This window comes from Pseudomonas sp. BCA17, assembly GCF_004519405.1.
Lineage (GTDB): Bacteria > Pseudomonadota > Gammaproteobacteria > Pseudomonadales > Pseudomonadaceae > Aquipseudomonas.
On record NZ_SGWI01000001.1, the window covers coordinates 400,883 to 425,548 of the forward strand.

A 24,666-nucleotide genomic window follows, 5' to 3' on the forward strand; every position below is an offset into this window, starting at 1 on the left:
CACACCATTTGCTGGTGTATACCGGCCAGCGTCGTGTTTCGTTTACTTAGGGGTGCCAGACGCGTCCTGCTCAACCATCAGATCTAACACATAAACCTTCGAAGGGGCGTCGGCTGGCGGATTCTTCCATTCGTATTCCTTGACCCGCAACACGGTACGCACTCCATCATGATGCTCGAAGCCTTCGATAGGCTGATACAGCGGATGCCATGTGTCCTGGGTCGGACGCTGCAGGCCGGCGTCGTCATAGCGCCGCTCGCGCACTTGTAAACATTGATAGTCAGGGATCATCGGATGGCTGCACTTGACGGTCTTGGGCGCTACCTCCAGGAACTTGACCTCACCCTTGCTACCGTAGCGCGTCTCCGGAGTAGCCTCGCCCTGCAGCTTGAGCACCGAACCGTCCGCTGCAGTCAGTTGCAGCATAGGCTCTGTTTTATCTCCGGTGATGACGACGCGCAGATCATCCTTGAAGAATCGACCTACCTGGGCGTCAAGGTCCATCAGACTCTTGTCGCAGGCCATTAGCGTAGAGGCCAGTGGCTGCACCTTTAAAATCCCGTCCTGGTAGTGATAGCCGCCGAACTGGCCATTGCAACCACCGCTGATATTCAGGTTCTTGTCGCTGAAGGAAACGCGCAACTTGCGCTCGATACCTTTGTTCAGAGCAGCGAGCGGTTTGCCCGAAGCATCAGTCGCCGAGACCAGGTTCCAGTAGTAAGCGGGTAATGCTGGCTGGGCTAAAGCAGCTGAGGTCGTAGTAGGCATGGAAGGCGATTCTTCATGGCTTTTGGAGGTGGCGGCACAGCCTTGAATAAGTGCAGCACAGACGGCCACAAGAAGAATATTTTGTTTCATGGTTCACTCTGTCAGCTTTGATGAGTACGGGCGTTATCCTGCGCAGGCAAGAAAAACGCACGCCTAAACCGGAATTTTGAGGTCGTGCGAGGAGTTTGCTGAGTGTAGACCCAATGCCCGCTCGGGCGACCTCGTCCTGTACCGATAGCAGTCGGACATCACCTGCCTCTTTCGGTTTACCGAGCAGGAGCACTGGAGTGTTGCGAAATTTTACATAGTACCCGCAAGCGGGATTATCGTCTTATCGGAGTAGTCGCCCAGCCGTAAAAATGAAGTAGTTTCGGAACTCCCGCACTTGCCGTTGGGCAATAAAAGTAAGCGGAAAGTGAACACGTCTCGCATTTTATCGTCGTGAATTGCAACTCCAGGGATAGGCAAGCAGACCTCTCATCAAGCACGACAAAATGGCTTAAGATCAACGAAGGCTGTAATGGAACACTTCGACTAAAAGGACGTGACACCTTATGGAAATCCCCCTTGCTCAAATCAGGGAGCGTTTGAACAATCGCCGATTTACGGTAGCGGGTAACGCCCACGGGCTATCCGGTGCCGGCACAGTATTTCACTACTATGTCGAAGAAGATTCCATCTGGGGTACTTATCAAGGCGGCCGGATCCGCATGGGGCATCAAGTCGGACGCGTGACTGGCCCCGATACCATTGAGCTTCTTTATCATTGCTTAACTACGGATGGTGAGATTCTTGCTGGTTGGTCTCGTGGCACGGTAGGCGTTGATCACGCAGGACGTACCACTCTGATGTTCGTATGGGGTTGGTTGTCGGGCGCGACTGGAGGTGGGGAATCTAGCTACGTTGAGCTTGCCGCCTAGCGGTTAAGCTTTTTGATTACGCTAACGTCCATTTGTGCGGTAGCAACTCGGAAATATCACTGCCCTGCTGCGTCGGCAAGCGCGTGAGAACATCCTTTAGATAGGCGCACGAGTCATGCCCGGTGAATGGGATCGCCGTGCCGTAGATGGACACGACCCCGAGAGTGGCGCCGTTGGGCATTTGCATGGGTGTTTCCTCTTCTCAGAAATAACAAAACCCGCACAGAGGCGGGTTCATTGGTAAACCGTAGGACCGGTGGGTGCCGATACAGCGGACTAGCTATTCTTCGTAAGGCAACATCCCGGAAACTGAATGTTCTACGTATGAGTAGCACTCGCTGAGTGAAGGACGCAGGTGTTTCAATTTGTCCATCAATCTGGCCTGTCGAGTTTGGAAGCTAACTCGACGTTTATCTCAAACTGCTCACTAACATCGATCAGCGTGCGACTGCTTTTGTCGATTGAGCCTTCATTAGTCCAGAGAAAAGGAAAGAATGAAAAACACTGATCTGCTCTCATTCCCTGCAGGTCATGACGCCAACCATCCCAGCGCAGGCCATCGTAAAAAGTAGCGAGCCGATCGCTCAAGGCCCACCCAATAAAGTCGGTATAACCAATATCCAGTTGCTCCCACCGTAATGTATCGGGTGCCCAGTAATACATCGCTCCTACATCAACGCCCAGACCGCCGCCGTTGATGGAGAAGAACCCTCCAGCAGCATCGTCGGCGACCAGTAAATAACCATCGCCGCGGCCCGTGTTCCAATCAACAAGATTTCGTGACAATTGCGGATGGCCGGAGCCGATCAGGCGTAGCCAGCCGTGATCAATGAGTAGACCACCAGTCCCGTAGGCTATCGCCCCCAGCGCAGATCTAGTTGTAATCTGCAGGCCGGAAAGAACACGAGCTCTATCAGTGGACGGAGGGAGCAACTGATAACCCAAGCTGGCAGCTCCCAACATTTTTTCAATGAGGGGTAGCGCGGGGTCTCGACTGTCTATCAGGTCTTCCAGACTTTTCATCCGCCGGTCCCTGGAAAAAAGAACAGATTATAGCCGCATAGGCAATATCGCGGATTTAGGGTCGGTGGGTACTAACAAACCAGCTATGAGCCGGTATCTGCTCGAAACTCGAAAGAAATCGGAACCAAGTATGTCGCTGCGTCTGTGATTCCCGGCCCCTGCTCTACCGGCGACATGGTGACTCGACAATCACCCTGATCGCTTGAAGCTGGCTGCCCAGATGGGCGCAACGCCCGTCAACGCGCTCGAAAAAGAAGCGGTGGATCAGATATTGAATCTGACCCATGGCAAAGGCACGGATCGCGGTTGTGAGTGCGTCGGTTATCAATGCCGCGACCGCCATGGCCATGAAGCCAATCATCTGACCATGAATAATCTCGTGGCCTCCACCAAGGTGACTGGCGGAATCGGCGTCGTGGGCGATGCCAGCCGTCCCCTTGGACACTCAAAGCAGGAGACCACGAAGAAGATTTACGTCCGCGTCGGTGCTATCGCTAACCCAACAAAATAGAAAACTTTTGGTACGCCTGCCCAAAAGTTTTGGTACGCGCCCCTTTTCACGCAGGCAATAAAAAACCCCGTAGACGCTAATCTACGGGGTTTTCAAGAGTGGAGGCCGAGGTCGGAATCGAACCGGCGTAGGCGGATTTGCAATCCATAATATTTTCTTTATAAATCAATAGGTTGAACCGACAAAAATTCCGCAACGGCGCTAGTTTTAAGTGGCCGAAACTCAAAAGGGCCAAGCTGGCCGCTTTGGGTTGCGGAACTACTTTTATGCACCTCGTTGATTCCCTACCGCCCCTAAGATGCATGCTCAAGGACAGTTCGATCTGGCTGAAAAATACTGTGGACGCGGCCGCATTCGCCGGTTTTCAAGACCGCTAAGCAAATTCCACCGGGCTGCGGCCTCTAAGGCCGCCGCAGTTCCTTTACTTACCATTTCCGCCCAAGCCAAAGATCTCATAAAACAAGGGGGAGGATTTTTCGTTTGGGAACTGTTTTTCTGTACCTCCAGGCTTTCTCTCGCCAAGACGTTCCTCGAGTGCAGTACACCTTAGCGAATGAGTTTATGTTGCGCTTTCGGCATCAAGGCTAAGCAAAAAATTTGCCCGTTGGCTAAAGTCAGGGAGACAAACAGTCAGCTCATCCCACTCGAGGTAGTAAGTACAGAAGTATGTTACTCCGTCATGCTCAAAACTGATTTCTTCTTTCATAGGCAGTCGCTGTACCTGTCGGTATTCAGCCAAGCCATAAAATGCGCTTCATGAGCCTGACAAAATGGGTGGCAATAATCCCGTTAAGAGAAAATCAAATCGATCTAAAAACACAAATCTTCATAGCTTTTTTTCATAAAAGTAAATGCTTCGACAGGTACATAAGAAGTAATTTTTAGCTATGATGGCAAAACCCCATCACGGCATTAGCGCCGAATCTAGCAGAGAATCAAACATGGAAGTTTCAGTAGCTTATGTCCTTGCATCAACGGAAATTGATTCAAATTGTGACAAGATCATAGCGTTACCGTTAGGGCACTTGTCTGAAGATGGCTCTACTTATCATTCGTCCGCTCCCTCAATGGTAAAGTATCTGAACAAAGTAGGAATAAAATGTGATTACTTATCAGAGCCTTCATCACTATTCGAACAAAGAGGTGCAGAATGGTTCGGCCCTACACTCCTTATCGTATCCAGCATTTATAATTCAAATCCTGGTATCTTCAGCGACTTATTAGAAGCTATAAAAAATCATATAACAGGGCTCTACACAACCGATTCCAAGCCACTGATCAAACTCAACATCCGATTACACAAAGATAAAGAAAGCCAATCTGCAGAGGTAATCTTCGAAGGAAACTCAGAGGACTTTCCAAAACTATTAAAAACCTTAGAAAAGACATGGCATTCAAAATGACAGATCATAATAAGTCGCCTCTTTCCTTTGAACAGATAGACAATGCTTTTGAAAAAACGGTACAGAGCTTTTTGAATGATATGTATCCAACAACATCAAGCAACATTCTTTCTAATAGGGCTGAAGATTTAAATCAGATTATAGGCGTCCACAAGGGGTATAAATACCAAGCTATCAGCAAAGAGGTTGAATACGAGGCAAATTGTTTTCTCCTAATGCAATGCGCGCTTTCCTGCCTTCGCTCTACTTTTTTAATGCTAAAAAAGTTTAAAGATCAAGATAACGTAGGGGCGTGGCACAGCCTCATTGACGCTTACGACTACATTGATATTTCTATCAAGGTAATTGACATCTATAGTGGACATCTGGAAGACAAAGAAAAAGAAGAGCTTAAGCAAACTCATGGCATATACATTATAAAACAACGAATAGAAAAACTTGAAAACGCGATTTTCAGGCCACAAAAAATATACAATAGTTCCGGGCTTGTGGAAACAATAGGTAACTGTTCTATTTGTGGAGCCGTCTTCCATAAATGTGACCATAATGAAGGTGACATTATCATGGGAAGACTTTGCAGAAGGGTGAACAGAGAAATCATACGAGCCGACCACGCTGCAATTGTTACCGACCCGAAGGATAGAAGATGTATTTTTACCAGCACATTCGATGAGCACGGTACCTCGATAGATTTTTTCTCTAGGGAACCCCTAATAGAACCGAAGGAGGAAAATACTTACATGGGTATAATGCAGGTATTCAGCGATATTGATATTGATTAACTCTCTCAATCACACTACAACATAAAACAGGGATATTTATGTACGAAAGCCTATTTCGCCGCTACAAGGATCAAGATCCTAAGACTATCTTTGCTCACTTTGGTTGGAAAAAAGACATTGGTGAAACTTGGGAGTCACCATTTCAAAAGCTTGCTGAAAAAGCTAAAAATGAGCAATGGAATTTTGACAAGCCCGAGTTTAAAAAACCTGGGGTAGACTTCCCAATCATAGCAAGCTACCTTAACTACACTTTCTTGCGTCTTCAACAGCAGTCTAAAATCAAATTTTCTTCCGACGGATCTAAGGCCTGTATAAATACTGGCTTACAGACCCCTGAAGGCAAAGATCTATTTGCCACCTTTTATAAAAACCCAAATGCCGCCGAGCGAAGTCAACCGAGCTGGTCACTATTCGGTTACTTTGACGCATATTCCGACAAGGTTAGAGACTTTGAGCCTTTGCCAGACATTGCCACATACATTGACAATCCAAGTGAGTTAGTGTTTGACCATAGACTAGATCTAGAAATAGACTTTAAGCACATCCTCACCGATAATGTTGAACGCCTTCCAGAGGTATTGCAAGGCAACTCGGCACTTGCAAAGAACGCAGTAGACGGGGCAGTTAAACAACTTAAGGAACGTTTAAAGCGAAACTATAAACTGGCAGTTCCGCACTGGTACAATGAGCGCGTTCAATTGCTCTTACCATTAAGCATTACCGACGACAATGAAGCAGATGTAGCTTTGGTTGCAGAAAAAGACATTGGCAGAAATAAGTACATGGTCAGAACCATTCTAACTATGGACATGGCCTACCTGGATGCTCGAATTATTTGCGCTCCTGATAGAATGTGGCTCAACCCATAAGCGCATAATTCCATGCATCGTGCAAGGGTGGGATAACTGACTTTTTCCTTCCCTTGCGCGCCCCCCCATATACCCTGTGCTCATTGATTCTATACGCAGCCTGCTCGTAACATCGAAGTTTATTTCTGCGGATTTTATTCCACAGTGCTGAAGCAATTTCAAGAGAGCACCAATTGAATAGACCACTGCTATGCTTAGCTATTTTCGATGAGGCTGAAAATATGTCAGGGAAATATTCACTCTCAGATTTACTTGAAAGGATGTGCGAGAATCAGCTCGCATTGGAAGAGGCCCTGATGGAGTTGACTCTCGAGAGGGAGAAGCACGGATTGAGTGACGCTGGTAATAACGTACGTGGTGCTCTATTCGTGATCGGTGAAAACGCCGGCTTCATCAAGCAGGGCCTAGCGAAGCTACGAACCAATGGTCTCTGACAAAGCACACCCCGATTGTGTAGGAGTATGTGCGGGTGTTGGGGGATAGCCCCGTGTTTGCGGGCTGTGACGCTCTTTCACGGCAGGTTGCACAAATGCATATTTAGCATGGATTGGCATAGATTGGCATACTGTTTGCCCCATTTATGCCCCACGAGGGCCCGCTGAATCCCGCTTGCCCAGTCAGTCCGATGATGGATTGGGCCTAACCCTCCTCAAACGCACCGGCCAACTTGGCTAACCCGCTGTACCTTCTTTGCCTTGTAGCAATTTCTAAGCAAGTCGTAATTACTGCCTAACACGGACACTGTGCCGGTACTATGCTTGTGCTTTTCTCGAGGTAGCCGATGCCATGCCAAATGATTATTCGCTGTCAGATGTGCTGGAGAGGATCTACGACAACCAGTTGGCTCTGGAGGCGGCCTTGATGGAGTTAACACTGCGGATCGAGCAGACGGATTCAGTAGAGGTTGGTCAAAACGTCCGAGGAGCGCTGGAGACGACTGGTGAAAATGCAGGATATATTAAGCAGGGCTTGGCCAGGTTACGAAGAAGGGACATCGACTAGGGATTGCAGGCTGGCTCCCTGACGGGATTCAGGACAGCCTCAGGGAAGCCGAACGATGGGGAATATGAATTATTCTGACGCGCTGCTTCCGGCGACTAGCTGCCATCCCTGACTGGCAGCGTTCGACCAGAATCGGACGCTCCACGAATACCCTAGCAAGAGTCCACGGTGTTCGGCGTGCAAAGTCAGTTGAAACGCATGCCCAGCAAGGTTGCTGCTGATTCACTTCGGTTTTGCACGCATGTTCTCTTTGGTTTCCTGGTCAATGATATTACGAAGCGTCTCGAAGAGAGGGGCGGCATCTGTGTATTTTTTGCCATAGGCAAGATTGAATTCGTAATCGAAGTCAGGTGGGTTCTTGCCCTGATTGTGCTGGAGCATTGTTTCCAGCTTGTCTAGCGCCTTGACGGCTACTGCCTCGGGCGACAACGCACTTTCGTAGTCATCCCAAAGTGCCAATATCTCGGTTCTTAAAGATTCATCCAGGGCTCTGGTCAAGAGCACGAGATCGCATCTCTCTTGCTCGCTCTTATTGGGAAACGAATTTTTATTGACGGCGGGAATGTCTCCGCTGATGGCCTCTCCCAAGTCGTGGATAAGACACATCTTGAGCATTTTCAGCTTATCGAGTCCCGTCAGATAATCGCTGAAGACAACGGCCATCAGGCAAAGACGCCAGCTATGCTCTGCCGTGCTTTCCGTACGCCCTGAAGAAGTGTGTGCGCTTCTGAGTACATCTTTGAGCTTTTCCGTCTCGCGTAGAAACTCAAGGCGCCCTTTTATTTTTCCGATGTCCATGAACACCCCTGATTCATTCGGCGAGTAAAGTATTGCTCACCTTGTTCAGACCAGACTAAATCTCAAGGCGCTCAGCGTCCACGCATAAAATATGCATGACTACGCAGTCAGAGCGACTCAACCAGGCGTGCCGTTGTTCCGTCCGAAAGAGCGATACGTGTCCAGCGACATAGGCTTTGGCTAATCGGAACGATGGGCGAATCATTGTTACCTGTTAGAAATTCCAGTGCAGGTGGTGCGAAAGCTTCCCGCCAACCCAATTTATCTAGGTCAACTTCCTTGCTAAGGATATTTGGTGTCGCGAAGCGCCATAGTGAGCGTCCTAACAGCTCGCTAACAGGAGTCGCGAACTGGGCTGCTCGCGAAGGTGAGCAGGCAAGCAAACGGTGCGTCAAATCGCAAATGAGATGAACGGGACGCGAGCTTTCACGCACCATTCGGCCCAGCGCTTGATCTGCGGCTGTAGAAAGGCGAGCGGCCAATAATTTCTCAAGCTTTATATGTGCGAGGGGATCCAACGCCAGTGCGCCACTCTCCCAACGTGAGATGGTCGATTGGGTGACGCTGAATAACTCCGCCGCATCAGACTGTTTGACCCTGTGTAACTGACGCCACCGTCTTAGCATGACGCCGGGCAAGGTGGGGTTTGGCCATATGTCAGACATTTCGGAATGCGGAAAGTGGATGGGCGAGCAAGTCTGATCTATGCGGGACACATCTGCAAATGGGCTGGGCTGATTAAAGCTGCATTGATTTCGCGAAAGCTGTGTGTTCCTCCTATGAACGACTGCTCCTCGCCGACGACTGCCAGTAGCGAAGGGCGGGGCGAAAGCGGCAACTTCGCGACTGAGAGTCAAGCTGGCTAGCCGCAAGCCCGGCGATTGCCTATATAACTTTGCGCAGCGCCGTACTTTCAACCAATCGACATCCTGATACCCAAACAGCTCCATGAGTTGGCCTGATGAGGTGCTCTCTTTTTCAGGCAGCTGGAGTTCTTAGTAGGTAGTGCGCTTCCGTCAGCACTCCTCGTAGGGTTTGCTTCCTTGCAATGCCTGGTAGCTGAGGCTCCATTGAACCTTCCACCCCTACAACCATCCCAAGATTGTGGTAAATGCGAATCAAAACCGTCTGTCGACTTCTTATGCATAAATGCATATTTCGATTGATGGGTTAAGCTGTATGGGTATACAGTTTTTGTGACGCTCATGCTCACTACGGCCCAAACCCGCCGTAAGGCCAGATGCGGTCGAACATGAGTCACGCTAACAAAGGGCATCGTCCTTTTTAGGGACAAAACTGTTAATTACGTGGATGGATAAGGATATAAAATCATGGTCGACATAACGCTTCCCCCAATAAACATCACTGCTTCTGAACCTGGCTACCCAGACGTAAATACAAATGGATTGCCTAACCCTGCGCCTAGCCCAGCTGTTATTTTTCTAATGCAACAACAATCACGAAACCCCTACTATGCGCAGGGGTTGTGGCGAGAGATGCTTATTAAGCTCGCCAATGAGCAGCTAGGTTGGAGCCAGGATGGTAACGTTGCGCCGGGTTTCACGTACGATCTGCAAGTTGTTCCCTATGCGGACTACTACATATTTCTGCACCCGGGAAATGACGTCAATGGTGCACTTTATTACGCAAGCACTAATTACGCCTACCTCACGAACGGCGTTTCAGCGTGTCCTGGACTGACAGGTAACCAACTGACACCAGTTGCTGCATTTGGGCATTTTGTATATGGACACGGAGCAGCAGCAGAAACATCCATCGCCAACTTTGGATTAAATTCGTCAAATTTTTCTAGCCCCCTCTTGGATGCAGCCTTAGCAGCCGCTCCGGTGGGCACAGTTACTCCAATTGTTGTGGAAAGCATTCCTGCTGTCGGATCAGTAAGTGATTGGCAACTGTTAACGTGGATTGAGAATACCAGCTTCAAGGTTGAAGGAACTGTCAATAAAGACGCCGTAGGGAACTATCAGTTTGATGGGAAAATTTCTGCGGGAAACATCACTTACAACACCATTCCCGAAAATCTCAAAAGCGCAGTGGGTGAAGCAGCAGCAACTCAGCTTCAGTACGTAGTGCAAAACCTGAACGCTACCCCCTTTGAGATCGTAGTCAAAGGTGATACCCCTGTATCGATTGGAAAGCAGCTGACACCAGATGAGATTGCTGCTGAGCAAGCACGACAAGCAGCGGCAGCAGAAGCGGCGGCCTATAAAGATGCAGTGAGCTTCGTTGCCGACACCAACGAGCGAATTCTCGAAAAATACGGGGCAAACATGAGCAAAATTGCTCAAGACCTCCAAGCTGGAGTATCCGGTAAAAAAGTCAGAAGCTATGCAGAAGCTTTGGCAACCTTCGAGAGAGTGAGTGCCAATCCTAATATCAGGTTGAATGCTCAAGACACTCAGGCTGTCGTTGACGCACTGAATGCACTGGACAAGGCAACCCTTGCAGACAATATTAAACGTCTAGGGAAAGGATTTGGCGTTGTTGGTAAAATTGTTCAAGCTGAAACCGTTGGTGAAAAAGTTATCTCTGGCTATCAAACTGGCGATTGGAAACCACTCATGCTTGAACTTGAGGCAATGGCAATTGGGGCTGGCGCCGGAGCTGTATTGGCAGTTGGTGTAGCGTTTGCTCTTCCTGCTTTTGCTTCCGCTACTGCTGGTATTATTATAGTATCGATAGCGATGGCCGCAGCTGCCTCTTACATAGACGCTGAAAAAGTTGATGAGATAAACAATTTTTTCTTAAATTAGCCAACAACAACCTGGGCGGACTTTTCCGGCCAGGTTATTGAGTAAGGCTGCAAGATTATTAAAAGGCACATCCATATGAAAATTGAAACACCAAAACAAATCATACCCATCCCCTATTTTTTTGTAATAGCAACCCTGCTGCCCATTTTTCTAATCGTTTTTTTGCTACCTGCTTATCCTGACTCTGAATTTTATCTAAAAATAAACGATTTCTTGGATAGTCATTTGCTCGGACAGGTTGGCTATTGGTCGTCAAAATTCCCGTTCAGTTCAAAAGTCGCGGCTAACTACATAAGTGTTGTTGGCCCTGTACTCGCATTAGTTTTTTTTGTAAAAGTCTATCACGGACTTGTCATGGATCCTGAACAATACAAAGATCATACTATTGTAAAATTTATATTCTCAGCAGTGGTCATGCTTAGCTTCATATTTTTCATAGTACATATAAATTATTTTAGCTCGGTGGATTTAGGAGAGCAGAGCAGAAGGTGGCGATATCTTGGCGCGAACGTACTTTCTTATGGGCTCTTTTCGTCGGGATGGCTCTTTGTTTTATATGGAATGACTCTATTTTCGTATGGCTGCTTTATATACTTGCCACGACTTCTGATAAAACGGTACAACAAAAAGTAGTGGAATGTCAGATTGGCGCTACAGCATCGCATCTTCAATGCAGGTTGCCCCGCTCCATCAGCACGCCGACCTAGTGCGCTGCGGGTGACAGTGCCGGCGGCATGGTGGACATCCACGACCGGCGGCTGGTGGTACTGACGCCGGACCTGGCCCGAGAATAGTTGAGCCCGGCCACGCCAAAAGAGCGTGCCGAGCAGATGGTGCTGCACCAGGGCGAGCCGGCCGGGGCCTTTGAATGGTTCAAGGTCAGCACCGCCGGGGGCAACGTGAGAAACAAGGAAGCAGGCTTGATTTGGCCAGAGCCCTAGAACAGCCCACCCAATGCCGCTGGCTCCCAATTCATGATCACCAGCTCTCCGCTGACCTCGGCCTTCCCCTGCCTCTGATTAGCGGTGCTATACCGAACGTCCACAGTTTCAAAGTGAAACCCCTCAAACACCCGTCGGATATCAGGGTGGTCATTGATGCTGACCATCACCTTGCCCTTGCACCGCCGCATGAAGTCGGCCATCCGCTCATAGTTCTCAAACGGAAAGTCCACGCCATAGCCGGCGGTCTGCCAGTAAGGCGGGTCCATGTAATGGAAGGTGTGCGGCCGGTCGTACCGCTCTGCGCATTCAAGCCAGCCCAGGTTTTCGACATAGGTGCCAGACAGCCGTTGCCAAGCTGCAGACAGGTTCTCTTCGATCCGCAGCAAGTTGATGGCCGGGCCAGTGGTCGCGGTACCAAACGTCTGCCCCGTCACCTTGCCAGCAAAGGCATGGTGCTGCAGGTAGAAGAACCGGGCTGCGCGCTGGATGTCGGTGAGAGTTTCCGGGCGGGTCATCTTCTGCCACTCGAACACCTGGCGAGAACTGAGCGCCCATTTGAACTGGCGCACAAATTCTTCCAGGTGGTTCTGCACGACGCGGTACAGCGTCACCAGGTCACCGTTGATGTCGTTGAGGACTTCAACCGGTGCTGCCTGGGGGCGCATGAAGTAGAGCGCGGCACCGCCGGCAAAGACTTCAACGTAGCATTCGTGTGGCGGGAAGAGCGGGATAAGGCGGTCGGCCAGGCGGCGTTTGCCGCCCATCCAAGGGATGATGGGTGTAGACATAAAAAAGCAAGACCTTTGCTGTATGGATAAACAGTGCTAGGCTCGCTCCGCTTTGTGCACGAAGCAGGAGCCTTGGCTGGACTTGCAGGGACGATCTGCGGGGAAGGTGGCCGGGTTGGATGTTGACGCATCCTGCCCGGCCGCTCCTTTTACTTCGGTGTAGAAACTTCTTTTGCGTAAGCCTGACAGGCCCGCAGAGCGATCAATCCTTGGTCGCCGGCATCGGTGATGCCGATAATTCGTTGAGCATGCGCTGGGTCAAGTTGGGCTCTTGCGGTGCCATGAACCACACGGCCGGTGGCGGTGGTGGTTGGCACTGAACAGCTGCCGGTGGTTTCGGTGGCGGCGAGTACGACTGACAGCCGCAGATCAGCAGTAGCCAGGCGATCACGAAGGCGAGCCTGCTTGGTTTGCTCATCGGTCAATTCCTTGTAGTGGGTTTCGTCTTTGTTATGCAGGCGGAGCTCCAGAGCAAGGCGTTTGTCCTGCTCGGTACGCTGCAGAGCAGCAGACGCTTGGGATATTTCATTGAGGGTGTCCGCCTGCAGCCGGGCTTGTCGCTCCAGCACGCGGCCATAACGCCAGTCCTGAGCAGTCCAGGCCAATGCTGCAGATCCTGCGACCACCACCACTAACATCGAGCCGATAGCGGCGATACGGAACTGCGCGGGGATCAGATCGAAGAGACGCATAACACCGCCCTCGCCCTGGCCCATAGCTGCAGCCGATCCTCCAGACCATTGAGCCCCCCATTGATCCGGCGGGTGATGGTATTGAACTGATCCTGATCCGCGAGCGCATTCAGCCCATTCACCGACCAGAACCACGCCGCCGACTCTGCAGCCCATTGCGGCTGCTCGAGCAGCTCGGGGGTGCGCAACAATCGCTCATCGCCGAACAGTGCCAGACTGCAGCGCAGGTAGTTATCGTGCCCGGTAATCTGGATCAGCCCTCGGCCACGATAGCGTTGACCATCACCATCTGCAGCCGGGGTATTACCAAGCTTGGCAGCCAGAGTGCCGGTATCGTATTTACTCAGGTATTGATCCCCGCCCAGTTCGCGGACGTATTGCAGCTGACCAGACTCGTGACCAAGCTGCGCCAGGAAAGCAGCCTGGCGTTTCGCTGTATTGATCTGCCGATGCGCCATTGCCGCGTTCAGGGCAGATACAAAAACGCCCGCTTGGCGGCGGGCGTTTGGCATGATGCGTTGTAGCTGTTGTTCAGTGATGGTCATAAAAACTCCGGACAAAAAAATACCGCACTTAGGCGGCGATGGTTTGCATTACAGCTTCTCGACGCTCACGACCTTGAGCGGCTTCGTTTCTTTCTTTTTCTTACCCTTGGATTTGCCTTTCTTGCCGGCATTGCACTCGACCGTGGTCGACCAGCCAGATTGGGTAAATACCTGCTCCACCGAATCCGCCAGGTATTCGCCATCCAGCCCGACCTTGAAACCCTGAGCGTCGATCAGGCGCTCTGCAAAAATGTCAGTCCGGCCTGGCATCTCGAAACTCACGGCGGCGGTCGAGCGATTGAATGCCGCTAACCGTGCTTTGGCTGCTGACTCAGCAGCGGTCTTGTTCGGATAGATATGCCGATCTGTGTGCACCGCCGGCAAGCCGTCCGGCGCATCATCGTTGTCGATGGTGACCACCACCAACTTGCCATCCTTTTTGTTCTGATGCTTAGTCGCCACGGCCTTGTGCGAATTGCGATCCCCTAAGCTGAACTGCCAGCGACTGAGATCGCTGCGGGTCAACGTGATCGCCCCAAACGTTTTGCCGCTGGCTGTCTGCCCTCCCTGGCGTGGCATCACCAACAATTTGCCATCTGCGACCTTGGCCGTGCAGTCGTATTGCTTAGCCAGGCGCGTGATGAAATTAAAGTCGGACTCATTGAGCTGATCCACACGAGCGACCTTCGTCGCCACCGGGCAGCCTGCCTGCCAACCATTGCGCGCCGCGATGTCTGCCACGATCTTCGACAGCGGCACGTCCTCCCAGCTTCCGCTGCGGACAGTTTTGCCACTGCCGCGCATATCGCTGGCCTTGCCCTTGATCACGATTGTGTCCGGCGGGCCGGAAACTTCGACCGTGTCGACCGCGTAAAGCCCTAAGCGCATCAAAGACGTTTCGGCATAGCCCAGGTGAATCTCGATTGAGCTACCGCGCCGGGGCAACTGCACCTGGCCGTCACGGTCATCGATACGCAATTCAAACTCGTCGGACTCCATACCCGGCTTGTCAGAAGTCCTAAGCAACAACAATCGATCATTGATCTTGGATGTAATATCGGCACCGTCAGCAACGATACGAAAAGTGGGAGTCATGGTTTTTTTCCAAAGAAAAACCCGCACAGGGCGGGCTGAATACAAAGTTTCTTACGCTTAACGCAACGGGCCGCACGGAGTCAGTCCCACAAGCTAATCCCTTCCTCAGTCGGGACTGGCAGGTCCGGTAGCACGATCACCACACCAGCGCGGAAAGGCTGGGCCTCGTCTGCCAGCCCCTGATTGGCATCCAGCACCGCCTCGACGCTGCCGTTCAAATGCCCATAAACGTTATTGCATATGACATCGAGCATGTCCCCGTCAGACGTTCTGCATGTCGTCGCCATAGCGCGTGAACTCCAGAGTGAATACTTGTTTACGCGGAATACCGCCGTGCAGCAGCGCGCCCTGTTCCTCGTTGATGGACTTCAGGCACCAGGTGCCGATCACCTCTCCATAGCCGGTGGTCAGAGTCAGGGGCTGTAGCCGGCCGCCAATGGTGCGCAATGTGTCAAGCTGCTTGAGCCCCCCTTTGAAGCCTGGGTAAATCGTACCTTTGAGTGTGAGCTTTTCATCGCCCATGCCCACGGCCTGCTGCGCCGGTCGCCGCGATAGTCGCTCCTGTGACGCCCAGCGGAATTCGGTCGAGCGACTCAATTCGTCGAACGCCGCTGTATCCAAGTTGAAGTAGTACGGCTGAATTTTGGGATCCCTGGGCTGGATGATCAGCAGGTGCGGAAATGGCTTCACCGCTTCAGGCGCCGGTGTGGCATCCACGGCAAATGCGCTAGTGGGCACGATGTTTGCCAACGACGGGCTGACTTTTCCGGCGACCTTGTTGATCGCCGTCGCTGCTTTTCCCGCCTGCTCCTTCAGCGCCCCCATTCGATCCTGCACTTCGGCGGCGCCCCGTGTCGCGCGACTGTACACAGCCAGCACCTGGCCGGCCTTGGCCTGTGCCGCATCCACGCCGCGCATCACCCGCTGGAGCTTGGCACCGACAGCAGGCCCCACGAACGGGATATTTTCCAGCTCGGCCGCTGCACCCGTTATCTCCCTTATTGCACCGTTGACGGGCCCAAGCATGCCCTCAGCACTACGTCTACCAGCCTCCCCGGCTTCAATCAGGTACTTGAAGCCCGACTGCATCTGTTCCATATAAGCCATAGGTCCTCCTTACAGGTGCGGTTCGTCGTACAGCTTCGCGGCGTTTTGCTTCGCCGCATCAGCCATCATTAACCGCATGTGCGGCATGAGGTCTTGCGCCAAGCGTTGCGGGTCTTTCACATCCCCTTGCACCGTAACCGGCATATTCAGCGAATACTGAAACTGCTGATCCACTTTGGCCGGGACAGGCTTTTCCGGCTCTTTGGGCTGGATCGCTACAGCCGCTGGCTTGGTCGGCGCTGACACGGCTAAAGAACGCGCTACATCACCCAGGACCGGCGCTTGCGGTGCAGTCGCCATCAGCAATGCACCCGAACCGTCCGCCCGGTTGAATGACTTGCCCATGGCGGCCAAGCTTGGAATGGCTGGGCCCGGCCGAGGCGCCATCAACAAAGGCGTAACCGGCAGCGCGGGCTTTTCGTCCTCCCCTCCGAACCACGACTTACCTGCAGCACCGCCCAGCGCCGAACCACCCATGCTGCCTAAGTAAGCGCCTACCAGCCCACCAATAGCAGTGCCGATGATAGGCACCACCGAGCCAATAGCTGCCCCTGCAGCTGCACCGGCCATAGTGCCCGCAAGATTGCCAGCGGCAGCGCCATAACCCTCGGCCTTTTCGTCCTTGGTCTTGGCATTCTCATAGGTGTCAAAGGCCATGGCGCCGGCCTCGATGAGCGAGCCACCAGGTATTGCCTTGGCGGCTTTTCCGATCTTACCGACCGCTTGCACAACCCCGCCCAGTTTCGCTATCGCCCCGCTTGGAATAGAAACTGGTGGGATAGGCGGACGCGGGACCGGTGCTGCAGGCAGTGGTACCGGTGAACGTAGAGCCATTGTTGCAGGCCGTGGCAGCGGCGGACGCGGAACCGGTGCGGCAGGCAGTGGTAACGGCTGACGCGGGACCGGTGCGGCAGGCAGTGGTACCGGCGAACGCGGGACCGGTGCGGCAGGCAGTGGTACCGGCGAACGCGGGACCAGAGCTGCAGACCGTGGAACCGCAGGGCGCGAAACCGGTGCTGCAGGCCGTGGCAGCGGCGGACGCGGAGCCGGTATGGCTGGCCGGGATACAAGCGGACGCGGCGCCGGCACCCGAGCACGCAGCGAGGTCGGCCGACGTCGCGGGATATTACGTCTTGAACCGCGACCACGCCGGCGGCCTTCACCTGGCCCCCCAGCAGGTCCCCCCATTGCACTCAAGTTAACGACGAAGACCTTTTGGACGCCGTCGCCACTCGCCGCAGCATCGTCACCTCTCGCGCCGTCATCGTCAGATACCGCTTCTTTAGCTAGCGAAACCACTTTTAGGCCAGTCGCGACGATGTCTAACTTGCCGGTCTTATTCTCATCCTTTCCCTCCCCATCAGTCGATTCACCCTTGAGAGCGGCTACTGCCTTGAGCCCAGTCTCAACTAACGACAGGGCCTTGCCGGTCTTGCCTTTAGCTTCGCCGCCCTTTCCGACGCCCCCAGAGCCATCCTTGGAGTTGGTCACAAAGACCTTTTGCACTTCGCCGGGTTTGCCACCCAACGATCCCCGTGCGACGTTGAGCAAACCTTTAGCGATTTTGAACGAACTGAGCAGCCCCTTGAGCGCGACAAGCCCTCCACCGACCGCCGCGATGCCCGTCACCACACCTGGTGCGCTGTCAGACAGCGAGGTAATAACCCTGGTGACTTTGGTCAGTCCTTCCGCCACGGTGTCTGTGACCGGCCGCAGGGCATCCCCAACGCTGCGCATGGCGTCATCCATCGACTGAGCCATTTCGGCCCACTTCTGCGACGACGCCTCCCTTCGCTCGCTGAGGTTTTTGTCGAGGATGCCCGTCGCTTCACGCGAATCGTTTTTGAGCTGGCTGTACAGCGCCTTGTTTTGCATATAGGCAGAAAGTGCAGCCTTTACCTGCATATCAGCGAACAGGTCACCGGTGCGCAGTGACTCTTCCAGCGAGGCCATCATGGCCTTGGCTTTCTCCGGGTCCGATTCCTTACTTATCTTCGCCGTCGCCTGGGCCATTGCCGCCGCGCGCTTCGGATCAGTGGCCTGGATGTACTTCTGTGCCAGCGACATGCTGGTTTCAAGCGTGGACATCCCCTTTTGCAAACCGGTCTGCATTGAACCCTTGTAGTCGATACCGGCCTTTGCATACGCCTTGACGGTGTCGCCGGAACCGATTTTGCTCATCCAGTTCTTGAGGTTGTTCGCCGCCTCATCGGCGCCGCCTGCAGACTTCATCTGCACTTGCAGCATGGCCCCCATCTGCGTCACCGCATCCATGCCGGTAATGCCGAGGCTGCCCATATTCGCCAACAGTTCGGGGAACCACTTGGCCATGTCGGCCGCCTCAAAGCTACCAGCCTGCCCTTGGAAGGCGATAGCCTCCAGAGCCTGCTGCATCTGCTTTGGATCAGTAATCTTGGCGTTCTGCCCCAGGGCGTTGATCATCTTCGCGGTATCGACACCGCTTGAGCCTTGACCTACGACAAACTTGGCCGCAACCGGCGCGTACTCCAGGGCCTTGCTCAAATCCATACCCGCGCCGACCAACTGGTTGACCACGTCGGCCACGTCGTTACGCGCCATGCCAGTGTCGAGCGAGGTATCGATGATCTTGCGAGACATCTCCTGTTCTTGCGGTTTGTTAGCAATGCCGGCCTTGATCGCGATGTCCCGAACAATGGCCCCAAAATCCGCGCTGACCTTTGTCGGAACAGCCAGCATGCCGACACCGACGACAGCGGCACCGACAGTGCTTTTCATGCCGTTCTTACCAGCATCCAGTTGCTGATGCCCTCGGGCCTTTAGCTCGGCTTTGTTGGCGGTCTGTCCCATTGAGCGATAGGCCTTTTCCAGCCGGCCGACCTCGATGCCCTGCTTTTTCAAACTGTCGAGATTGGAGTTCAATCGCCCCAGCAGCTTGGAGGCTCCCTCAGAGCCGCTGTCATGGGCTTTCTTCCATTCATCACGCAATCGAATGGTGTCGCCGATAGTGCGCTGCAGAACACGCGCTTTATTGCCTTCCGCCTCAAGGCGCTTGATGCGCCCCGTTACATCTTTAAACGCAGCACCGACAGTCGAACTGACGGCGCCGCCGATCAACAGCCCGAGGGCGATCTTGTTCGCCATGTCACGGCCCTCATTTGCATAGCCTTACCGAAGGCGGCTCAGTCCGTGAGCCACCACACCATTTCCGCGAACGGCATCGACAGAATCTCAGCAGCGGAAAATCCCGTTTCCACCGCCAGACGTTTCGCGGCCATTTTTATGACGTGAGGGTTAAACCCCGTCTTCTTGGTCCATTCGAAAATAGCCAGCCTGCAGGCGGTTAAAATCCGCTAGCTTCAGGCCCTCCAGATCCGCGACAGGCGCACCCGCAAGCGCAGCCAATAAGATCAGCTCCCGCTGTTCGTCATCCCCACCCGCGTCACGATTGGCAGTGCGCACGTCACGCACTGTCGGGGAGCGCAGGGCCAATGTATCGACCGACACGCCATTGATTACGCTCGGACAGGTCAGTGTGACCAAGGCCCGATCAGTGTTAACCGACAGCCACGGAGGGATTGAATCCGAATAGTCGGTATCGGGAACCATGTATGAATATGCGGCCTGAACACGGCGATAGTCCGCTAGCTTGAGGTCTTCAAGATCTTTGATGCCCACCTCTACCAAGCCCGCGAACAACATCAACTCACGCTGTACTTCATCGCTGTTCGAGGCACGGTCGGCCGCCCGAACTTCACGCACGACCGGAGCTCGCAAGGTTAATGTCTCTACCTGCACGCCATTGGCATTGCTTGGGCGCGTGAGCGTCACGACTGCTGCGAGCGCACTTAGAGATAGCCAGGCAGGTACTTCTTCAAGCGTTACTTTATTCATTTGGATCTATTCCCTTACATGCCAAGTGCGGTGCGCACTTCCAGGAGTTGGTCTTTGCCGTCGATCACCTGAACACCAGCGACCATGTCGATTTCGTACATGAGGCGCCCGTCGATTTCGAGCTTGTAATAAGCGACCGCCACGGCGTGCTTGATCTCAGCAGGGTCACCGGCTTTCCAGTCCCCCAGGTCGAGCTCCTTGAGGCGACCGCGCAGGGTAGCGACAACGGCCGTGACAGCGCCTTTCTGCCCCTTGAAGGCACCCCGGAACGTGGCGTTGAAAGCGGTGCCATCGGCCAGACCGAAGTACTTCAACGACTCACGGCGCACGCCCTTGGTAACAAAGGACGCCTCCATTTTTTCCAGGCCTTGGTCCATCTCAATCGCACCGGCCATACCACCGGCGCGATACTCGTCAGTCTTGGTGGTCAGCTTGGGCAGCGTAAGGCTCGGCACGTCGCCAGCGAAGTTCACACCGTCGACAAAAAGGTTCGTGTTAAACAAGGTTTGAGGAATCATTGACTAGGCCCCTTAGGCTGCTTCAAGAACTTCGGTCATCCACTGATCGGTGACTTCGAAAAGGAAATTCGGGTTTTCTGCCGGCGGCACGTCGGTGAAACGGATGCGCCAATAAACTTTGCCCTGAGCGATCTGGTTGGCAGTGTTCAGCTCGGTGTCCGGGAACACCTCAAAATTGATAATCGCGCCCTGGGCTTTGAGATCGCGCATGAAAGCGTCCAGGCCATCAGTCACGTCCTTGACGTACGTCTTGGTGATGGATCGGTCCACAGCCCATTTGTGGCCGGCCTGCACGGCATCCATGAGGATGAAAAGCGTGCGAACGCGCGTGACGAATGCCCACTTTGGATCGCTCGACAAGGTACGGTTGCCCCACAAGCGATAGCCGTCGTCGCGAATGATCGTCGCGATATTGGCGTTGTTCAGCAGATTGGCCCGGCACGTCTCGTCGCCGTCCAGGTACTCGACAGCTCGGGTCGTACCAGTGATGCCGGTGAACTCTTTGTTAGACGGCGAAGCCCAGAAGCCATATTCAGCATCGGTCCAGGCGAACAAACCCGCCGCCCAGGCCGAGGCAGGCGCATCAAGTGTCTTACTGGATTCGGTGTCCCAGTACTGAACGCCCGGATCGACCATGAACAGGTTGCGACTGCCAAAGTTATCGGCATAAAGCATCGCCGCCTCATCCGTGGTGCCAGGGCCATCAAGAATGCCGATTGCTCGCAGCTTCTGCGCCAGGCTATCAAGCGCGGTAGCGACCGCCTGAGTGGCCGTGTGACCTGGCGCAATCAACAGCCGCGGCTGCGCGTTGTACAGGCTTTTGCCATCGAGCAAGGCTTGTAGGCCAGTACGCTGGCCCGAGGCCAGAACGCCGCCAATGATCGCCGAGGTTTGCAGCGCCGAGTCCTCCAGCTTCGGCACGCCGATGGCAACAATCACCGCCTTGGCCTTCGTGTAGATCGCTTTACAGGCCTTGGTTATCGCCGAATCGGCGCCGAAGGCAGCAATGGCCTCGCGCTCGGAAGTAATCAACTTAAGCTCGCCGGCCTTGGCTGTACCACCGCCAAGGCCGCCTGGGGTGAAGGTGTCGCAAAGTCCGATGATGGAAGACGACGGCAAGGAAATAGTGCGCGCGCCCGTCTTGATATCAGTCGTAGTAACGCCGTGAAAGAAACTCATAAAGCTAATGCTCCAGAAACGAAAAAGCCCCGCATAAGCGAGGCCGGGAGGGTGTTTGTGTTACGTGTGACGAAATGCAAAACGCCCCGACAGTGCGGGGCGTTATTGGGCTTGTAGCGCGATCCAGCTTGGTTTTTTTGGTCGGTATTTCTGAACTGGAAATTTTGTTGATTGAGGCCAGTCGCGCAGCAGCTGCATATACGCCAGCAGCTCACCATACTCATCCGTGGTCAATGAAGCCGCACTGCCTAACTCGACCTCATCACGGTGACGCTCACGCAGCCATGCGACACTTTGAAGTTCCAGGTCTCGCCAGCGCCGCTCTTCATTCGCAGCCTCTTCAGCGGTCTTCTCTGGCAAAGTTCGGCCGCCAGCGGCCACCCACTCCAAGTAAGCTACCCAGTCTTTGTTGCCCATATCTTCCGGGATGAAGACGCGGTCAGTCATCCGCCGGACGCCGGCTGGGGTGAATCTATAATCAGTTGTATCCATATTCATCACCTTAAAGTTCCGCTTCGGCGGTCCACTCAATTTGCAGGGTATAGCCAGGAATGGACCCGGCAGGCGGTAGGCATGAAAGCGAAAAGCCTGTTGCCCATAAGCTCTGAATGTTCGTGGCTGTGCAGGGCTTGACGGAGGACTGTGCCCAGATCTCCGACGAGTTCTCACCAGGTGAAAACAATTTCAACGTAGGGACAACGCGTTTCACTTCCCGGAAGTCCATCCGCAGAGCCGACTGTGAGGACTGCGCTGCTGCGGACTGTGTGAAGGTCGCGATACAGGAGGAGGGACCATTATTCGACTTAAGTGGGTGATCCTGCAGGAAGGATTTTTCGAAGTAGCGCAAGCATGCGCGGTACTCTTCCTGGTGCGTCCTGTAATCGTATGGCGTCGCCACGCTGCCGGACTCGATCTGAACATTGGTGATGTCCGTGTAGTGGGCACCCGTTCCCCAGCTGGCAAAGATAACTTCCAGAAAGTCGTTCGCGACACCCTTGTTCTTGTTCACTACGCCGCCCAGGTCGAGAGTCACGACGTATTTTTTGTATACCGTCGTCAACTCCACTGAGGTGCCCACATCGACGTTCGGCTCGGTTGAGTTCACCCCGAAGTTCTGGCGAAGAATCACCGCGCAAGTATGTGGAACGCTGGTTTTCATATAAAACGAAACGGTGACCTTCCCGCCGGCCAGTGTTTCGACGTTCTCGATACGCTGACTGAGGTTCCAGCCCTGGCCTTCACCCTGGCGCGAAAGTCTCAAGGCAAACTTTGCCTCGTTGATATTGGCGTCCTGCTCGAGCGGCAGCTGGCTCCAATTGCAGGTAGCGTTTTTTGGGCTGTAAATCATCCAGCGGTCCGGGCCGAACGCGCTTTCGGGGTCACCGTTGGCTTTCCCAACGACGCCGGACTTGCCTCGCTGCCAAATCTGAAAGGCGCCATTGATCAGCCGATTTTTTCGGAAGACATGTACAGGAAATACCTGCTTGGAGCTTTCAATCTGAGCCCGCACCGATTCGGTATTGGCACTGCGTTTCGACCTGTCATCAACTGCAGGCGTTGGAACGTTTAGCCCTGCAGCCCATTGAAAGATCAGAGGTGAGGCTCCCAGGGCAATCGGGCCATCAGTGATCAGTTGCCAGGTGGTGTCAGCGTTTGCAGCGCCCCGCTCTACCGTCACCATCAGGCCCGGCGATACTTTGTCGCTACTGTCGGCATCAACCGTACGTACCCAAGCATCAGCGCCTACGAGATACAGTCCGTTGTCCTTGGCCTGAACTTGATCTTTAACCAGCACCCGGGAGCCCGCCGGCACTGCGAACCCGTCGATTTCTTGAACGCCTGCTAGCACCACGGGACCAGTAGTTGCGATCAACACCGACTGCTTAAAGTCCATTTTGTTGATAGCGCCGGCAATGGATTCGTCCACGTAGCGGCGCGTCGCCGTCACGACCGAAGGATCGATATTCAGCACCACGTTCGTGGAACTCTTGACGATGAAGTTCATGCGGACGGTTTGCGTCCGGCCGGCGCCCTGGGAAAGCTTCGGCTTGAAGCTTGGCGCGCAGTTTGCCACCGCCACCAGATCCCCGTCTGAGTCGAACAGCCCAAGCTCACGAATCCAGAAACCGCCTTCATCTGACGGGATAATCTGCTCGGCCACAAGAATGCCGGGGTTAGCCCCGTCAGGGCCCAGCATGTTCAGCGGCGCACGCCGGCGTTCATTAATCAACGCCTTCTGCAAGCGATCCGGTATTGGATCAGTGTTATTGGCATCGCCCACGGCCATGTGGGTTAGTTTCCAAGTCATCAACCCTGCATCAGCTTTGACTTGCTTGGCCTCCCCCACGGCCGTCAGGATGGCGAAGAACTGCGAATTGGCATCAATCATGGATATACGTCCAAAAGGTCTATGGAATGTTCGCGGCCAGGAACGCCGACATAGCAATCAACCGAGATAAAGGAAGGTGTCAGCGGATAAACCTCAAGCTCATCTATGCTGTGTTCGCGACCACCACCACCGATAACGCCGGTTGTCTCGATATCCCGGAGTACAGGCGGATAAACATCAATTTCATCGCCGTCATAAGCACTTGCGAAGACGTTTATAGAGCCGGTGGTTTCTAGGCTGATAGCCAGCCCGGTTAGATGCCGGCTAACCGGCTTGGCGTCATCAATCAGTCGCTCCAGCTCCTGATACATTTCCTCAGTGATACCGGTGTCCAGCACCCCGACCTTTAAAGCAAAGGTGCCAGGGACCCCTTCGGGCCTCATGTTGAACCACTCGATTATCTCGATCAGATAGCCCAGAGGTTCGACCACACGACGTAACGCGCCGATGGTGCCTTTGTGGGCATGAATGTAATAAGAAGCCTTGATAGCGGCGCGCTTGGTTGACTCGGTCCATCGGTAGTCCCAGCGGTCGACAGACCACGCCCACGCCAGGTGCGGCAATAGGTGGACCGGGCAGGTATCGGCGTTGTAGAGATCGCGCAACGGGACAACTGTTTTCTCGAAAAACGATGCCTCCATCGCGCGTTCCAGTTGCGTGCTGTTGATCGGCAATAGGCTTTTCAT

The 24,666-nt window shown here is 53.6% G+C and carries 24 protein-coding genes and 3 pseudogenes; 9 read left to right on the forward strand and 18 right to left on the reverse strand.

Annotation, left to right across the window (positions count from 1 at the left end; all coding sequences use genetic code 11):
- Positions 1 to 42: 42 nt before the first annotated feature.
- Complete coding sequence (locus EXW71_RS01710) at positions 43 to 858, reverse strand: META and DUF4377 domain-containing protein (RefSeq protein WP_134657325.1); 816 nt, start codon at positions 856 to 858, stop codon at positions 43 to 45.
- A 464-nt stretch (positions 859 to 1,322) separates the two neighbouring features.
- Here EXW71_RS01710 and EXW71_RS01715 point away from each other — a divergent pair, with 464 nt between their 5' ends.
- Positions 1,323 to 1,688 carry a hypothetical protein gene (locus EXW71_RS01715; RefSeq protein WP_134657326.1) on the forward strand — a complete coding sequence of 122 codons (366 nt, stop codon included), beginning with the start codon at positions 1,323 to 1,325 and terminating at the stop codon, positions 1,686 to 1,688.
- A gap of 16 nt (positions 1,689 to 1,704) precedes the next feature.
- Here the strand turns inward: EXW71_RS01715 and EXW71_RS01720 are convergent.
- Positions 1,705 to 1,809: pseudogene (locus tag EXW71_RS01720) on the reverse strand (transposase domain-containing protein); the annotation flags it as partial.
- Positions 1,810 to 2,060: 251 nt separating this feature from the next.
- Complete coding sequence (locus tag EXW71_RS01725; protein WP_134657327.1) at positions 2,061 to 2,711, reverse strand: DUF2625 domain-containing protein; 651 nt, start codon at positions 2,709 to 2,711, stop codon at positions 2,061 to 2,063.
- A gap of 181 nt (positions 2,712 to 2,892) precedes the next feature.
- On the opposite strand from EXW71_RS01725, the pseudogene EXW71_RS01730 reads away from it, so the two are divergent.
- From EXW71_RS01730 to EXW71_RS01755, 6 genes and pseudogenes are all read left to right on the forward strand, one after another.
- A pseudogene (locus tag EXW71_RS01730) lies at positions 2,893 to 3,222 on the forward strand (hypothetical protein); the annotation flags it as partial.
- A gap of 941 nt (positions 3,223 to 4,163) precedes the next feature.
- Positions 4,164 to 4,625 (forward strand): hypothetical protein, encoded by a 462-nt coding sequence (locus tag EXW71_RS01735; RefSeq protein WP_134657328.1) that lies wholly within the window; start codon positions 4,164 to 4,166, stop codon positions 4,623 to 4,625.
- Positions 4,610 to 5,407 carry a hypothetical protein gene (locus EXW71_RS01740; RefSeq protein WP_134657329.1) on the forward strand — a complete coding sequence of 266 codons (798 nt, stop codon included), beginning with the start codon at positions 4,610 to 4,612 and terminating at the stop codon, positions 5,405 to 5,407. The genes EXW71_RS01735 and EXW71_RS01740 overlap by 16 nt, the downstream gene beginning before the upstream one ends.
- Positions 5,408 to 5,445: 38 nt before the next feature.
- Positions 5,446 to 6,276 carry a DUF3825 domain-containing protein gene (locus tag EXW71_RS01745; RefSeq protein WP_134657330.1) on the forward strand — a complete coding sequence of 277 codons (831 nt, stop codon included), beginning with the start codon at positions 5,446 to 5,448 and terminating at the stop codon, positions 6,274 to 6,276.
- A gap of 221 nt (positions 6,277 to 6,497) precedes the next feature.
- Positions 6,498 to 6,710, forward strand: coding sequence for a hypothetical protein (locus tag EXW71_RS01750; RefSeq protein ID WP_134657891.1), 213 nt, complete (start codon positions 6,498 to 6,500; stop codon positions 6,708 to 6,710).
- 352 nt (positions 6,711 to 7,062) lie between these two features.
- A complete protein-coding gene (locus EXW71_RS01755) occupies positions 7,063 to 7,278 on the forward strand; it encodes a hypothetical protein (RefSeq protein ID WP_134657331.1) in 216 nt (71 codons plus the stop codon).
- A gap of 222 nt (positions 7,279 to 7,500) precedes the next feature.
- Here the strand turns inward: EXW71_RS01755 and EXW71_RS01760 are convergent, their stop codons facing one another.
- Positions 7,501 to 8,076 (reverse strand): HD domain-containing protein, encoded by a 576-nt coding sequence (locus EXW71_RS01760; protein WP_134657332.1) that lies wholly within the window; start codon positions 8,074 to 8,076, stop codon positions 7,501 to 7,503.
- Between the two features lie 107 nt (positions 8,077 to 8,183).
- On the reverse strand, positions 8,184 to 8,741 hold the full coding sequence (locus EXW71_RS01765; RefSeq protein WP_134657333.1) for a helix-turn-helix transcriptional regulator: 558 nt from the start codon (positions 8,739 to 8,741) through the stop codon (positions 8,184 to 8,186).
- A gap of 666 nt (positions 8,742 to 9,407) precedes the next feature.
- On the opposite strand from EXW71_RS01765, the gene EXW71_RS01770 reads away from it, so the two are divergent.
- Complete coding sequence (locus tag EXW71_RS01770) at positions 9,408 to 10,850, forward strand: lipid II-degrading bacteriocin (RefSeq protein ID WP_134657334.1); 1,443 nt, start codon at positions 9,408 to 9,410, stop codon at positions 10,848 to 10,850.
- A 719-nt stretch (positions 10,851 to 11,569) separates the two neighbouring features.
- Positions 11,570 to 11,791: pseudogene (locus EXW71_RS28930) on the forward strand (DUF159 family protein); the annotation flags it as partial.
- Here EXW71_RS28930 and EXW71_RS01780 read toward each other — a convergent pair.
- The 13 genes from EXW71_RS01780 to EXW71_RS01840 all read right to left on the reverse strand — a co-directional run bounded on the left by EXW71_RS01780 (position 11,788) and on the right by EXW71_RS01840 (position 24,666).
- Entirely contained in the window at positions 11,788 to 12,582 is a 795-nt protein-coding gene (locus tag EXW71_RS01780) for a DNA adenine methylase (RefSeq protein WP_134657335.1), read from the reverse strand. The pseudogene EXW71_RS28930 and the gene EXW71_RS01780 overlap by 4 nt on opposite strands.
- A 149-nt stretch (positions 12,583 to 12,731) precedes the next feature.
- Positions 12,732 to 13,274, reverse strand: a complete 543-nt coding sequence (locus EXW71_RS01785; protein WP_134657336.1) for a lysis system i-spanin subunit Rz — start codon at positions 13,272 to 13,274, stop codon at positions 12,732 to 12,734.
- The gene (locus EXW71_RS01790; protein ID WP_134657337.1) at positions 13,256 to 13,819 is read right to left on the reverse strand and encodes a glycoside hydrolase family 19 protein; all 564 of its coding nucleotides are present in this window, start codon (positions 13,817 to 13,819) and stop codon (positions 13,256 to 13,258) included. Before EXW71_RS01790 ends, EXW71_RS01785 begins: the two co-directional genes overlap by 19 nt.
- 48 nt (positions 13,820 to 13,867) lie before the next feature.
- A complete protein-coding gene (locus EXW71_RS01795) occupies positions 13,868 to 14,914 on the reverse strand; it encodes a phage late control D family protein (protein WP_134657338.1) in 1,047 nt (348 codons plus the stop codon).
- Between the two features lie 80 nt (positions 14,915 to 14,994).
- On the reverse strand, positions 14,995 to 15,201 hold the full coding sequence (locus EXW71_RS01800; protein WP_134657339.1) for a tail protein X: 207 nt from the start codon (positions 15,199 to 15,201) through the stop codon (positions 14,995 to 14,997).
- Positions 15,176 to 16,021, reverse strand: coding sequence for a phage tail protein (locus tag EXW71_RS01805; RefSeq protein WP_134657340.1), 846 nt, complete (start codon positions 16,019 to 16,021; stop codon positions 15,176 to 15,178). The genes EXW71_RS01800 and EXW71_RS01805 overlap by 26 nt, the downstream gene beginning before the upstream one ends.
- 9 nt (positions 16,022 to 16,030) lie before the next feature.
- Positions 16,031 to 19,144 carry a phage tail tape measure protein gene (locus EXW71_RS01810; RefSeq protein WP_134657341.1) on the reverse strand — a complete coding sequence of 1,038 codons (3,114 nt, stop codon included), beginning with the start codon at positions 19,142 to 19,144 and terminating at the stop codon, positions 16,031 to 16,033.
- A gap of 150 nt (positions 19,145 to 19,294) precedes the next feature.
- Entirely contained in the window at positions 19,295 to 19,894 is a 600-nt protein-coding gene (locus tag EXW71_RS29210) for a phage tail assembly protein (RefSeq protein WP_134657342.1), read from the reverse strand.
- Between the two features lie 14 nt (positions 19,895 to 19,908).
- Positions 19,909 to 20,412: a phage major tail tube protein gene (locus EXW71_RS01820; protein ID WP_134657343.1), complete on the reverse strand. Its 504-nt coding sequence runs from the start codon at positions 20,410 to 20,412 to the stop codon at positions 19,909 to 19,911.
- Positions 20,413 to 20,424: 12 nt separating this feature from the next.
- Complete coding sequence (locus tag EXW71_RS01825) at positions 20,425 to 21,591, reverse strand: phage tail sheath family protein (protein WP_134657344.1); 1,167 nt, start codon at positions 21,589 to 21,591, stop codon at positions 20,425 to 20,427.
- 102 nt (positions 21,592 to 21,693) lie between these two features.
- Complete coding sequence (locus EXW71_RS01830; protein WP_256657064.1) at positions 21,694 to 22,083, reverse strand: phage tail assembly chaperone; 390 nt, start codon at positions 22,081 to 22,083, stop codon at positions 21,694 to 21,696.
- 10 nt (positions 22,084 to 22,093) lie between these two features.
- Positions 22,094 to 23,980, reverse strand: coding sequence for a phage tail protein (locus EXW71_RS01835; RefSeq protein ID WP_134657345.1), 1,887 nt, complete (start codon positions 23,978 to 23,980; stop codon positions 22,094 to 22,096).
- Complete coding sequence (locus tag EXW71_RS01840; RefSeq protein ID WP_134657346.1) at positions 23,977 to 24,666, reverse strand: phage tail protein I; 690 nt, start codon at positions 24,664 to 24,666, stop codon at positions 23,977 to 23,979. Before EXW71_RS01840 ends, EXW71_RS01835 begins: the two co-directional genes overlap by 4 nt.